We start from the raw sequence: 12,568 nt of genomic DNA on the forward strand, positions 1-12,568 counted from the left end.
ACCTACCAAGTCAATTTTGGGGCAAAGTCGTTTGTTAAATTCGGCGAATGAATATAAGTGTAGAAGGCTTACAGTGATCAGAAAGTGACCCCGATGGACTGGGACAAGTTGCGAATCTTTCATGCGGTGGCCGATGCAGGCTCCCTCACCCATGCGGGGGACGCGCTGCATTTGTCCCAATCGGCGGTCAGCCGGCAGATCCGAGCCCTAGAAGAGTCGCTCGGAACGACGCTGTTCCACCGCCATGCACGGGGGCTGATTCTCACCGAGCAGGGAGAGCTTCTGTTCGACGCCACCTCGACCATGGCGAAGAAGCTCGACTCCGCCGCCGCGCGTATCCGCGACAGTGAAGAAGAGGTGTTCGGCGAGTTGCGCGTAACCACGACCGTGGGCTTCGGCACGCTTTGGCTCGCGCCGCGTCTGGTCAAACTTTACGAACGCTACCCCGAGCTGAAGATCGACCTGCTATTGGAAGAGCGCGTTCTGGACCTGCCGATGCGCGAGGCCGACGTCGCCATCCGCATGAAGGAACCCGCCCAGGCCGACCTGATCCGCAAGCGGCTGCTCAATATCCGGATGCGGCTCTATGCAACCTCGGAATACCTCGCACGCTGCGGCCGCCCCGAAAGCCTGGCCGATCTGCGCCAACATCGCCTGATCTGCCAAAACCCTGTGACGCCTCAGGTCTCGGCGGGCGCGCATCTCGTGCAGCAGATCCTGTCGCATGAGGTCCACTCGACGCTAACCGTGAACAACTATTTCGGCGTGCTTCAGGGCGTGCTGAATCACATCGGAATCGGGGTCTTGCCCGATTATCTGACGGTGGATTTCCCCGAACTCGAACGCGTCCTGCCCGATGTCGAGTCGGTCGAGGTGCCGGTCTTCCTGGCCTACCCCGAAGAGCTGCGCCAGTCGCGCCGCGTCACCGCGTTCAGGGACTTCGTTCAGGAAGAAATCCTAGCTTACCGCCGCCAGCAAATGGGCGACATGAGCGCCGAATAGCAAGCTATTACCTGAGCGCATAGCGGGAATGCTGCACTTGCAGCATGATTCTCCTTGATCGATTCTAACTCTGCACATAAATCGAGCTTCGAAGGCGATGATTTGAGGAAACTCTCATCACCTTTTACCTCCCTGTTGGACTACGGCCGAGCTTTTGCTCGGCCTTTTTTTTTCGCCCATCGCTTTCCTCGATCATTTGCGCGCGAAAACGGTGGGCCAGAGGGGCGGGCGGCGCAACGGATCGCACCGCACGGCGGTTTGATGCCATGCACCGCGCGCAAACCGTGTTTCCGCCCGCTTTTGCGCGCCATCGCCCCTTTTCCCGCAGGCCCACATGTCCTAAAGAACGCGCAAACCCGCGCCTTCGGAGGAGTTTCATGAACGAGCCGCAGATCACCCCCGACCTCGTCGCTGCCCACGGCCTGAAACCCGACGAATACCAGAGCCTGCTGGACATTATGGGCCGCGAGCCCACCTTCACCGAACTCGGCATCTTCTCGGCCATGTGGAACGAGCATTGCTCGTACAAATCCTCGAAGAAATGGCTGCGCACCCTGCACACCACCGGCGAGCAGGTCATCTGCGGTCCGGGCGAGAACGCGGGCGTCGTGGATATCGGCGACGGTCAGGCGGTCATCTTCAAGATGGAAAGCCACAACCACCCCTCCTACATCGAACCGCATCAGGGCGCTGCGACCGGCGTCGGCGGCATCCTGCGCGACGTCTTCACCATGGGTGCGCGCCCGATCGCGGCGATGGACAGCCTGTCCTTCGGCCTGCCCTCGCATCCCAAGACCCCTCACCTCGTGAAGGGCGTGGTCGAGGGCGTGGGTTCCTACGGCAACTGTTTCGGCGTGCCCAACGTGGGCGGCGAGGTGCGCTTCCACGCGGCCTATAACGGCAACTGCCTTGTGAACGCCTTTGCGGCGGGCCTCGCAGACACCGACAATATCTTCTACTGCGCCGCCTCGGGCGTGGGCATGCCGGTGGTTTACCTCGGCGCCAAGACCGGGCGCGACGGCGTCGGCGGGGCCACCATGGCCTCGGCCGAGTTCGACGACACCATCGAAGAGAAGCGCCCCACCGTTCAGGTCGGCGACCCCTTGGTCGAGAAATGCCTGATGGAAGCCTGCATGGAGCTGATGCGCACCGACGCCGTCATCTCGATCCAGGACATGGGCGCGGCAGGCCTGACCTGCTCGGCCGTCGAGATGGGCGACAAGGGCGGCTTGGGCATCAAGCTGCAGCTTGACGCCGTGCCGCAGCGCGAAGCCAACATGACCGCCTATGAGATGATGCTCTCGGAAAGCCAGGAGCGGATGCTCATGGTGCTCAAACCCGAGAAAGAGGCCGAGGCCCGCGCCATCTTCGAGAAATGGGATCTCGACTTCGCCATCGTCGGCGAGACCATCGCCGAGGACCGCTTCCTGATCATCCACGGCAATGAGGTCAAGGCCGACATCCCGCTGTCCAAGCTTAGCTCGGCCGCGCCGGAATACGACCGCCCCTGGGTGCCGACCCCGGCCGCCAAGCCGCTGACCGAATTGCCCGCCATTGGCCCGATCGAGGCACTCAAGGCGCTGATCGGCTCGCCGAACTATGCCGCCAAGAACTGGGTGTTCGAGCAGTATGACACGCAGGTCATGGCCGATACCGTGGTGCGTCCGGGTCTGGGCGCCGGCGTCGTGCGCGTGCATGGCACCGATAAGGCCGTGGCCTTCACCTCGGACGTGACGCCGCGCTATGTGCGTGCCAACCCCTATGAGGGCGGCAAGCAGGCCGTGGCCGAAGCCTATCGCAACCTCTCGGCCGTGGGCGCCCTGCCGCTGGCCACGACCGACAACCTGAACTTCGGCAACCCCGAGAAGCCCGAGATCATGGGTCAGTTCGTCGGCGCGATTAAAGGCATTGGCGAGGCCTGCCTTGCGCTGAACTTCCCGATCGTGTCGGGGAACGTCTCGCTTTACAACGAGACCGACGGCAAGGGCATCCTGCCCACCCCGACCATCGGCGCCGTGGGCCTTCTGAAATCGCTCGACGATCTGATCGGTGGCCAGCCTGCTGAGGGCGACATCGCGCTGGTGATCGGCGTGACCCATGGCCACCTCGGCCAGTCGGCGCTGGCCTACGAGGCCTTCGGCATTGAGGAAGGCGACGCTCCGTCAGTCGATCTCGATGACGAGCGCAAGCACGGCGAGTTCCTGCGCGCCAATGGCAAGCTGGTGAAAGCGGCCTCGGACCTGTCCGATGGCGGTCTGGCTCTGGCGGCCTTCGAGATGGCCGAGGGCGCCGGTCTGGGCGTTGCGCTCGATGCGCAGGCTATCGGCACGCTCTTTGGCGAAGACCAGGCGCGCTACCTTGTGGCTTGCGACGCCGAGGGCGCGAATGCGCTCGAAGCCGCTGCGAAAGCCGCCAATGTGCCGCTGGAGCGCGTCGGCGTCTTCGGGGGCAGCGATGTGGCCTTCGGCAGCGCCAAGGCGCCCATGGCCGATCTGTCGGCGCTTTACCGCTCGGCCTTCGCCGTAGCCGTGGAAGGCTGAGACAACCGCTTGAAAGCATATGCGCGCGGGGCCACCCGCGCGCCTTTCTTTTGGGGCCATCGCCCGCCGGGGCAATTGGCCCCACGGCGCGGATGCGACCGGCGCGCCCCTTGCCGCCCCGCCGCAGTCAGCCTAGATTGACCGCAAAGCACGAGGAGATACCGATGCCGATGGAAGCCCATGATATTGAAGCCCTGATCCGTGAGGGCTTTCCCGACGCGCAGATCACCATCACCGATCTTGCGGGCGACGGGAACCATTGGGCAGCCGAGGTGATCGACGCCTCGTTCAAGGGTCTCAACCGCGTCCAGCAGCAGCGCGCCGTCTTCGCCGCGCTGAAAGGCGCGATGGACGGGCCGAACGCGCCGCTGCATGCGCTGGCTCTTACGACCAAGGCCCCCGAGTGATATCCGGCGGGCACCTGACTTCGGTCAAGGCGCCCAAACCGACCGACTGACAGAGCGTGTATCGCTCATGCGCGAACAAAGGACCTCTCCATGACCGCTATCGACCAGATCAAGGCAGACATCGACGCCAACGACGTGGTGCTCTATATGAAAGGCACCAAGGAAATGCCGCAATGCGGGTTCTCCAGCCGCGTCGCGGGCGTGTTGAACTTCATGGGCGTCACCTACAAGGACGTCAACGTGCTGGCCGACGAAGGAATCCGCCAGGGCATCAAGGATTTCTCGGAATGGCCGACCATCCCGCAGCTTTACGTCAAGGGCGAGTTCGTGGGCGGCTGCGATATCGTCACCGAAATGACCCTGTCGGGTGAGCTCGACCAGCTCTTTGACGCAAAGGGCGTGAGCTACAACAAAGACGCCGCCGACCAGATCCGCGCCGCGAACGCCTGATCGGGCCACGCCAAGTATTTCGGACCCCGCGCCCTCCGCGCGGGGTTTTCTATTGGGCGCAGCAAGTTTTTGGACCAAATGGTCATATTTCTTGCGCCATCCATGCAGCGCCCGTTGATGCAACCCCGATCTGGCGCTAGCCTGCGCGTAACCGGACCAGCTCAGGATCCATCATGTCCACTGACCGCAATCCCGGCGTGCCGCTCGACCTGTCCTGGTTCGACCGGATCGCCGTCAATACCCCCGCGACCGAGGCGCGCGCGGCGCAGCTGACCACGCGCCGCAGCCTGAAAAAGAACTATCAGGCCGCCTGGCTCGTGAACGCGATCCACTGCATGGACCTGACGACGCTGGCGGGCGACGATACCGAGGACCGGGTCGCGCGGCTTTGCGCCAAGGCGCGCGACCCGCTGGCCGATCATATCCTTGCCGGGCTTGGCCTTGACGGCGTTACGACCGGCGCGGTCTGCGTCTATCCGACCATGGTCGCCGCCGCCGTACGCGCGCTGGAGGGCACTTCGATCCCCGTGGCCTCGGTCGCTACTGGCTTTCCGGCCGGGCTAATGCCGCTCGACCTGCGGCTGGCCGAAATCCGCTATGCCGTCGATCAGGGCGCGCAGGAGATCGACATCGTCATCACCCGCGCCCATGTGCTACGCGCCGACTGGCAGGCGCTCTATGACGAAATCGCCGCCATGCGCGAGGCCTGCGGGGCCGCGCATATGAAGGCGATCCTTGCAACGGGCGATCTGAAGACGCTGCGCAATGTCTACAAGGCCTCGATGGTGGCGATGCAGGCGGGGGCGGATTTCATCAAGACCTCGACCGGCAAGGAAGGCGTCAACGCCACCCTGCCCGTCAGCCTGACCATGGTGCGCGCGCTGCGCGACTATGGCGCGCGCACGGGCTACCGGATCGGCTTCAAGCCCGCAGGCGGCATGAAGACCGCTAAGGACGCGTTGGCCTGGCAGATCCTGATGAAAGAGGAGATGGGCACCGACTGGCTGCGCCCCGACCTCTTCCGCCTTGGTGCCTCGTCCATGCTGGCCGACATTGAACGCCAGCTCGAACACCATGTCACCGGGCGCTACGCGTCCTCGTCCCGCCACGCGATCGCCTGAGGGAAAGATGCCGACCGTGAAAGAGATCCTCGAGACCATGGACTACGGCCCCGCCCCAGAAGCCAGCGGCGAAGTGATCGCCTGGCTGGCCGCGCGCGGGCGCTTTGGCCATTTCATCAACGGTGCCTTCAACAAGCCGGGCGAGACCTTCGCCGCCGACAATCCGGCGACGGGCGAGCCTTTGGCCCAGATCACGCAGGGCACCGAGGATGACATCACCGCCGCCGTGAAAGCCGCGCGCAAGGCATTGCCGAAATGGGCGGGCCTGAGCGGGCATGAGCGCGCGCAGTGGCTTTACGCCATCGCCCGCCACCTGCAAAAGCGCGAGCGCTTCCTGTCGGTGCTCGAAACCCTCGACAACGGCAAGCCGATCCGCGAAAGCCGCGATGTGGATGTGCCGCTGGCGATCCGCCACTTCTACCATCACGCCGGTTGGGCCGAACTGATCGAGGACGAGTTCCCCGGCCACACCCCGCACGGGGTCTGCGGCCAAATCATCCCGTGGAACTTCCCGCTCCTGATGCTGGCCTGGAAGGTCGCGCCAGCGCTTGCCGCCGGGAATACGGTGGTGCTCAAACCCGCGGAGTATACCCCCCTGACCGCGCTGGCCTTCGCCGAAATCTGCGCCGAGGTCGGCCTGCCCAAGGGCGTGGTCAACATCGTCACCGGGGACGGGCGCACCGGTGCGGCCCTGGTCGCGGCCGAAGTCGACAAGATCGCCTTCACCGGCTCGACCGAGGTTGGCCGCCTCATCCGCCGCGCCACGGCGGGCAGCGGCAAGGCGCTGACACTGGAACTCGGCGGCAAGTCGCCCTTCATCGTCTTCGCCGACGCCGATCTGGATGCGGCGGTCGAGGGCGTGGTGGATGCGATCTGGTTCAACCAGGGCCAGGTCTGCTGCGCCGGGTCGCGCATTCTGGCCGCCGAATCTGTGGCTGAGGATTTCACCCGCCGCCTGACCGCGCGGCTGGCCAAGCTGCGCGTTGGCGACCCGCTCGATAAATGCACCGACATGGGCGCGATCGTGCATCCGGTGCAACTGGGCCGCATCCATGACCTCATCAGCGCGGGTGAGGCTGCAGGCGCGCGCCTGATCCAGGCCGAGTGTCAACTGCCCCCCAAGGGCAGCTTCTACGCGCCGGGCATCCTATTGGACGCTCACCCCGCTAACCCGGCAATGGTCGAGGAAATCTTCGGCCCGATCGCCACGCTTTCGACCTTCCGCACGCCGGATGAGGCGGTCGAACTGGCCAATAACACGCGCTACGGCCTATCGGCCTCGATCTGGTCCGAGAACCTGACGCTGGCGATGGACATCGCCGCCAAGGTCAAGGCAGGGGTGGTGTGGATCAACGCAACCAACGTCTTCGATGCCGCCGCAGGCTTTGGCGGGATGCGCGAAAGCGGCTTTGGCCGCGAAGGCGGGCGCGAGGGCATGGCCGCCTACCTGCGCCGCCCGGCCCCGAAGGCGCAGCCCGAGGCGGCTGCGGGGCGGCTCGATGCCGCGCCGCAGACGGGTTCCCCCGCCGCCAGCAGCATCGACCGCACGGCCAAGCTTTACATCGGCGGCAAGCAAAGCCGCCCCGACAGCGGCTATTCCTACACCGTCACCTACAAGGGCCGCGAGATCGGCCTGGCCCCCCTTGGCAACCGCAAGGACATCCGCAACGCGGTCGAGGCCGCCCATAAGGCCAGCGGCTGGGGCAAGGTGACCGGCCATAATCGGGCGCAGGTGCTGTATTACATCGCTGAAAACCTCGCCGCGCGTCAGGCCGAATTCGAGGCCCGTCTGCACGACGCCGGCCACAGCCCCAAGGAGGTCGCGGCCACGATCCGCCGCGCCTTCTATTACGCGGCCTGGGCGGACAAGTTCGACGGCGCGGTAAAATCCACCAAGACGCGCAATGTGACCGTCGCCATGAACGAACCCTGGGGCGTCATGGGCATCGCCTGCCCGGATGCGGCGCCCCTCTTGGGCTTTGCCTCGCTGGTGCTGCCCGCCATCGCGATGGGCAACCGGGTGGTGGCGATCCCCGCCGCCTCGATGCCCTTCGCCGCGACCGATCTTTACCAGGTCTTCGACACTTCGGACCTGCCGGGCGGGGTCGTAAACATCGTCACCGGCCCGCGCGACGAGTTGGCAAAGACACTGGCACAGCACGATGACGTCGCCGCGATGTGGTATTGTGGCGGCAGCGAGGGCGCCGCGATGGTCGAGGCGGAAAGCGCGGCCAATCTCAAGGCCACCTGGACGCTACCCAACCGCGACTGGAACGCCGCGCAGGGGCGAGAGTTCCTTGACCGCTCCAGTCAGATCAAGACGATCTGGGTGCCCTACGGCGAATGAAAACGGCGCGGGGCTTGCCCCGCGCCGCCCAACTCATTTCCGGGGTTTGCCCGACCAGGTTCCGAGCCAATCCATGAACCGGCCCCAGACGCCCCGCGCGCGATCGCCCGCGGCATCGGCGCGTTCCTCGACCTCGTCCCAGGCCTCGCCCACATCCTCGACCAGCGGGTCAATCGAACGTTCGCGGAACTGCCGCCAGATGGCGCGGACAGTCAGCACGATGATCAGCAGAACCACCAGCAGGAAGATATTGACCCAGGGGATGATCCGCACATCGGGCCCGGCGACCGGCTTGATCCCGACCGCATTCGGGAAGATCGAGAACAGCTGGTTACGCCAGCCGTAATGGGTGATCACAGCCCATTTCGGGCTCTCTGGCGAGGATTTCAGGTCGTCCGCCTCGGTCTGAAGGCTGGCGGTGTCGAACTTGAAATAGGGCGGCCAGTTCCAGCCGGTATCCTCGTTACGATACACCATCGGCTTACCATTGGCGCGAATGGTCGAGATGAACTGCACATCGCGATTGGTCAGCGTGCTGGACTGGTCGTCCGGATCGGACCAGAAGATCCGCGTCCAGTCGCCCAGGTCCTGCCGCTCCTGATAGGTATTCACCACGCGCACGATATCGTGCTGCGGCAAGGTGTAGTGCAGAAAGCCCCCGACGATCAGCGCCAGAAGCGCCCAGAATGTCCATTTGACGTATTTCATCACGGCCTCACGCGTAATTCACCAGATAGATCAGCACGCCCACGACCACCGCGGGCAGCACCAGCACCAGCCAGATCAGCTTGCGCCGCAGGCTGCGCTCATATTCGGCCATCCCCTCTTCGATAAAGAGATCGCGGCCTTCGGGCGTGGCACCCTCGGGCGGGTTCGCATCCCATTCCTTTTCCAGCGCCTCGCGGCGCAACGAGCGCGAATAGATCAGCAGCACCCAATAGGCCACCGCCGCACCCACCGCCCCGAGAATTGCAAGCCTCAGAAAACCGATCATCGCCGACCTCGCAACACAGCGCCCCAGGGTCCGACCAGATCGACCGCGTCACGCGGGCTTGGCGCCTTGGGCGGCACGGGCGCGGCATCCCAGGGGCCGGGAGCAGGGACATCCTCCATCCCCGGCTCCGCGCCGAAGAGCGCCCGGCGCGCGCCCGCCTTGTCGATCTGATACTCCCTTTCCAGAAAATCCGCCACATAGGCCTTCTTGGCCTCGGGCCATGTCGCATAGAGGTGGTAGAACAGCTCCTTGTGGCAGATGAACATCTGCCGCACGTCCAGCGGGCAAAGCTCGGCCAGCAACATGTTGACCAGATCACGCAGCGGTCCCTGCGCGGCGCGCAGAGTGTAGAAATAGGCCGGGTGGCGGCTGTCGATTCGGGGCCAGGGACCGCCCGCCTCAAGCCAGCGCAAGATGGCGGCCAGCGCCTGAAACTCCTCGGGCAGGGTCGAGCCCAGATTCTGCGCAATCGCGCGCAACTCGCGGCGCGAGCCGCTGCCGGCATCAAGACCAAGGCGGCTGGCCGCCTCGACCAGAATGAAGTCCATCTTCTGGCGCAGGATCGCCCCCGCATCCGCCCCGCGCGCCCGAACGATCGGCTCGACCAGCGCGTTCATTTCCAGGAACTTCGCGATCTCGTTGCGCTGCTCATGCGCGAAGACATAGTCGATGGGCAGCGCCCCAAGCGCGATCCGGTCGCCCATGGCAATCGCCGCCGGATGCGGAACCGAGCGAAAGATGTAGAGCCCGCCGAAATGCGCCGTCCAGAAATCGGGCGTCTCGAAACTTGTGGCGCGCAGCGCGACCGGGTTGCGGGTGACATCGCCGGTCCGCTCGGCCAGCCCGATCATCTGCCCGATCAGCGCATCGTCATACCAGCCCTCGGGATCCGTCCGAAACCGTGTGATCAGCCCCGAGAGTTTCTCGGATTCAGCCACATGATTGCCGGTGGTGTCGGCCACCACGGTAATGCGCTGAATGTCGAAGAGATGCACAGCCGAGCCAAGCTCATAGACCGTGTCCTCAAGCTCGCCCACCACCGCATCGCGGGCGGTCAGGCTGAACAGTTGCTCCTCGTTTTCTTCGATGAACCGGCGCAGGATGAAGCGCGACATCGAGAACTTGGCATTCAGCAACGGGGCCGACTTCTGCTCGGTCGAGAGCAGGATGAACTGCCGGTTGCAGCCGTTCGGGTTGAGATACAGGTGATCGCCAAGCTCTTCGCCGACCTCGGGCGAATAGCCCGACAGGTCGATGTGAAACTCGGTCAGGGCGGTTTCCTTGCGCGCAAGCTGGCGCAGGCCGCGGTTATACCGCTCGACCAGCGCCGGGCTGTCCACCCGCACCAGATTGCCGAACATCAGCCCCTTTTCGATCAGACGTTTCATCAACGCTCCCGATAGCTACTCGGCACCCGATCACGCGCCGCGACCGGCCCAGATACCCCGACCGATCTTCGAGAGGACCGCAAAGACCACGACCGGCACAAAGCTCAGCACATACATGCCCGCGAACACCTGCTGCGGCGTGTTGCCACTTTGGCACTGCCCCGCACCGAAGAATTCGGTCACGAACCCTAGGCCGCAATCCACCGCAGCACCGTAAAAGGCCGGAACCAGCATCCCCAGCGGCAGAATGGCCAGCATTTTGCCCCAGGGATTGTTCGACAGCCAAAAGCCCATTGCGAGGCAGATGATCAGCCCGAAGGCCAGAAACTGGGTCATTCGCGTTCCTCCAAATAGCGCCGCTTGGCTTCCTCGGCGCGCTTCATGTCGCGCACCATGGCCTCGATCGCGGCCTCGTCCGACTTGTCCGCATAGCGGAACTCGCTGTCGGCATAGCGGTTGATTTCCTGAATGACCATCTCGGCGGTAATCGGGCGGCGCAACGCTCCGATCATCGACACCTTCTCGTCATAGCTCTTGAAGAGGAAGAGATCGGGGCTCTCCATCCATTCATCGGGCAGCTCGAAATCCATCGCGCGCACTTTCACCGCATCGGTGATGTTCTTGATCGCACGCCCAGTAAAGCGCGGATCGGCCTCTTGGATCGCCTTGAGATAGGCCCCCAGTTTCTCGATCGTATCAAGCGCCCCCACCCGCGCGTTGACCTCGGCAAAGACCGCGCGCAGACCGGCCTCCTGCGGGGTGTTGTGATTGGCAAAGCTGTGGGCAACGGCCCGCTTGATCTCTTGCGCGGCGAAGAGGTCGTGATCGCCCAAGGGGATCTCGTGCCGCTTGCCCAGAAGCAGCGCGAGGATGTCGATGTAATCCGCGCGTGTCTGCGGCCCGTCCACCAGAAACCGCGCCCCGGCGCGCTGGCGCAGCGCATCGTCCACATTCTCGGGGTAGTTCGAGAACATACCGAAGGTGCAATTGCCGCGCACGACCGTGTTGGCGCCGGCAAAGGCCTCCATCAGAACGGCGGTGACCTCCTGTTGACCCGCGCTCGATTGCCGGTCGCCGCGCTTGCCCGCGATCTGGTCGATATCGTCCACCGTGCCGAAACCGATCACCGCCGGGTCCATGACATTCTGGATGAAGGCCTTGGCATTCTGCCCCGACTTGCCCTGATAGCTGTCGATATTGTCGATGCCGAAGTTCTGGTAGCGGAACGGGTAACCCGCTACCTTGCAGTAGTCGTTCAGCAACCCCGCCATCATCTGGATCAGCGTGGTCTTGCCCGTGCCCGGCTTGCCATCCCCCAAGAAGGTGAAGATGAACCCCCCAAGCTCGGCGAAGGGGTTGAGCTTGCGCTCGAAATCATAGGCCATCAGCATCTTGGCCAGCCGCATCGCCTGATACTTGGCGATGTGGTTGCCGACGACCTCCTCGGGCTTCTTGAACTGCATCACGAGGCTAGAGCCCCGCGCCTTGCGCGAAGGCGTAAAACCGGCAATCGGCAGATCGTCGGCCTCGACGCGCCAGGCCGCCCCGGTGAAGGCACCGATCCGGGGCGCATTCTCGGCACGCAGTCGAACCTTAGCGCTCAGCGCCTCGACAAAGGCAAGAACTGTGGCGATCAACGCGCCCTCGTCGGTTGCATGCAGGGCGATGTCCTGATCCAGTTCCCACAGCGCGCCATGCAGCGCTAGCGGGGCATTGTCGGTCAGCACCTCCTCAACCTCGCCAATCTCGACGGATTGCTCCCCGGCCTGCGGCCCCAACAGAAACCCGCTGGCATTGGCAAAGACCGACAGCACCGCAAGCGCCTCGGCCCCCAGCAACTCGGTAAATTCCGCGCGGCGTGCCTCGGGCAGTCGCCCCTCCAGATTGGCTTTCTTCAACTCGACAAGGCCACTCGCGTCCGAAACCGCCTCGCCCATGGCAAGCGCAATCGCCAGCCCTCGGCGCAACGCCTGCAAGACCGCCGCCTGCGCGGGCGTCGGCAGATCGTCGCCGCCCACCGCCTGCACCCGCTCGGTCAAGCGCACCCCTTCGGCCCGCACGGTCGCGCGCGTCACCAATCCCGGCGTGGTCGAACGAAACCGCCGCCCCGTCCCCGTCACGCCGGGTGAGCGCTCAACCCGCGCCACCTCCCGCGCCTGCGCCAGGCGCGGCGCATGGTCAAGGCCCACCAGAAGCGCCGAGGCCGCCCCGTAATGCGCCCGGATCGCCTCTTCCCGAAGCTCCATCTCATCGCGCATCCCGCTCATCCCACTCTATCCTTTCAACGTGGCCGAAATATCCCGGGGGTGAGGGCCAACA

General features: G+C 64.5%; 11 protein-coding genes. 6 read left to right on the forward strand and 5 right to left on the reverse strand.

Features of this window, described 5'->3' with window-relative positions; all coding sequences use genetic code 11:
- Positions 1-93: 93 nt before the first annotated feature.
- The 6 genes from N3C64_RS04980 to N3C64_RS05005 all read left to right on the forward strand — a co-directional run bounded on the left by N3C64_RS04980 (position 94) and on the right by N3C64_RS05005 (position 7,867).
- On the forward strand, positions 94-1,002 hold the full coding sequence (locus N3C64_RS04980; RefSeq protein ID WP_218628691.1) for a LysR family transcriptional regulator: 909 nt from the start codon (positions 94-96) through the stop codon (positions 1,000-1,002).
- A 377-nt stretch (positions 1,003-1,379) separates the two neighbouring features.
- Positions 1,380-3,542 carry a phosphoribosylformylglycinamidine synthase subunit PurL gene (gene purL / locus N3C64_RS04985; protein ID WP_260012490.1) on the forward strand — a complete coding sequence of 721 codons (2,163 nt, stop codon included), beginning with the start codon at positions 1,380-1,382 and terminating at the stop codon, positions 3,540-3,542.
- A gap of 164 nt (positions 3,543-3,706) precedes the next feature.
- On the forward strand, positions 3,707-3,949 hold the full coding sequence (locus N3C64_RS04990) for a BolA/IbaG family iron-sulfur metabolism protein (RefSeq protein ID WP_218628693.1): 243 nt from the start codon (positions 3,707-3,709) through the stop codon (positions 3,947-3,949).
- Positions 3,950-4,039: 90 nt separating this feature from the next.
- On the forward strand, positions 4,040-4,399 hold the full coding sequence (grxD, locus tag N3C64_RS04995) for a Grx4 family monothiol glutaredoxin (protein WP_260012491.1): 360 nt from the start codon (positions 4,040-4,042) through the stop codon (positions 4,397-4,399).
- 173 nt (positions 4,400-4,572) lie between these two features.
- Positions 4,573-5,520, forward strand: coding sequence for a deoxyribose-phosphate aldolase (gene deoC / locus N3C64_RS05000; protein ID WP_260012492.1), 948 nt, complete (start codon positions 4,573-4,575; stop codon positions 5,518-5,520).
- A 7-nt stretch (positions 5,521-5,527) separates the two neighbouring features.
- Entirely contained in the window at positions 5,528-7,867 is a 2,340-nt protein-coding gene (locus N3C64_RS05005; RefSeq protein ID WP_260012493.1) for an aldehyde dehydrogenase family protein, read from the forward strand.
- A gap of 33 nt (positions 7,868-7,900) precedes the next feature.
- Here N3C64_RS05005 and N3C64_RS05010 read toward each other — a convergent pair whose 3' ends face one another.
- From N3C64_RS05010 to N3C64_RS05030, 5 genes are read right to left on the reverse strand one after another with little or no spacing between them, the layout of a single operon-like run.
- Positions 7,901-8,575 (reverse strand): DUF1523 family protein, encoded by a 675-nt coding sequence (locus N3C64_RS05010; protein ID WP_260012494.1) that lies wholly within the window; start codon positions 8,573-8,575, stop codon positions 7,901-7,903.
- Positions 8,576-8,582: 7 nt separating this feature from the next.
- The gene (locus N3C64_RS05015; protein ID WP_260012495.1) at positions 8,583-8,861 is read right to left on the reverse strand and encodes a hypothetical protein; all 279 of its coding nucleotides are present in this window, start codon (positions 8,859-8,861) and stop codon (positions 8,583-8,585) included.
- Entirely contained in the window at positions 8,858-10,249 is a 1,392-nt protein-coding gene (locus N3C64_RS05020; RefSeq protein WP_260012496.1) for a DUF6638 family protein, read from the reverse strand. The genes N3C64_RS05015 and N3C64_RS05020 overlap by 4 nt, the downstream gene beginning before the upstream one ends.
- A 30-nt stretch (positions 10,250-10,279) precedes the next feature.
- A complete protein-coding gene (locus N3C64_RS05025) occupies positions 10,280-10,585 on the reverse strand; it encodes a hypothetical protein (RefSeq protein WP_218628700.1) in 306 nt (101 codons plus the stop codon).
- Positions 10,582-12,516 (reverse strand): AAA family ATPase, encoded by a 1,935-nt coding sequence (locus N3C64_RS05030; protein WP_260012498.1) that lies wholly within the window; start codon positions 12,514-12,516, stop codon positions 10,582-10,584. The genes N3C64_RS05025 and N3C64_RS05030 overlap by 4 nt, the downstream gene beginning before the upstream one ends.
- Between the last annotated feature and the right edge of the window lie 52 nt (positions 12,517-12,568).

Origin of the sequence: Sedimentimonas flavescens (assembly GCF_025154035.1) — a bacterium.
GTDB lineage: Bacteria > Pseudomonadota > Alphaproteobacteria > Rhodobacterales > Rhodobacteraceae > Rhodobacter > Rhodobacter flavescens.

Excerpts from the sequence above, each read along its gene's own strand:
- N3C64_RS05010 (WP_260012494.1), bottom strand. The coding sequence starts at position 8,575 with ATGAAATACGTCAAATGGACATTCTGGGCGCTTCTGGCGCTGATCGTC.
- grxD (WP_260012491.1), top strand. The coding sequence starts at position 4,040 with ATGACCGCTATCGACCAGATCAAGGCAGACATCGACGCCAACGACGTG.
- N3C64_RS05025 (WP_218628700.1), bottom strand. The coding sequence starts at position 10,585 with ATGACCCAGTTTCTGGCCTTCGGGCTGATCATCTGCCTCGCAATGGGC.
- N3C64_RS04980 (WP_218628691.1), top strand. The coding sequence starts at position 94 with ATGGACTGGGACAAGTTGCGAATCTTTCATGCGGTGGCCGATGCAGGC.
- N3C64_RS04990 (WP_218628693.1), top strand. The coding sequence starts at position 3,707 with ATGCCGATGGAAGCCCATGATATTGAAGCCCTGATCCGTGAGGGCTTT.
- N3C64_RS05015 (WP_260012495.1), bottom strand. The coding sequence starts at position 8,861 with ATGATCGGTTTTCTGAGGCTTGCAATTCTCGGGGCGGTGGGTGCGGCG.
- N3C64_RS05030 (WP_260012498.1), bottom strand. The coding sequence starts at position 12,516 with ATGAGCGGGATGCGCGATGAGATGGAGCTTCGGGAAGAGGCGATCCGG.
- N3C64_RS05020 (WP_260012496.1), bottom strand. The coding sequence starts at position 10,249 with ATGAAACGTCTGATCGAAAAGGGGCTGATGTTCGGCAATCTGGTGCGG.
- purL (WP_260012490.1), top strand. The coding sequence starts at position 1,380 with ATGAACGAGCCGCAGATCACCCCCGACCTCGTCGCTGCCCACGGCCTG.
- deoC (WP_260012492.1), top strand. The coding sequence starts at position 4,573 with ATGTCCACTGACCGCAATCCCGGCGTGCCGCTCGACCTGTCCTGGTTC.
- N3C64_RS05005 (WP_260012493.1), top strand. The coding sequence starts at position 5,528 with ATGCCGACCGTGAAAGAGATCCTCGAGACCATGGACTACGGCCCCGCC.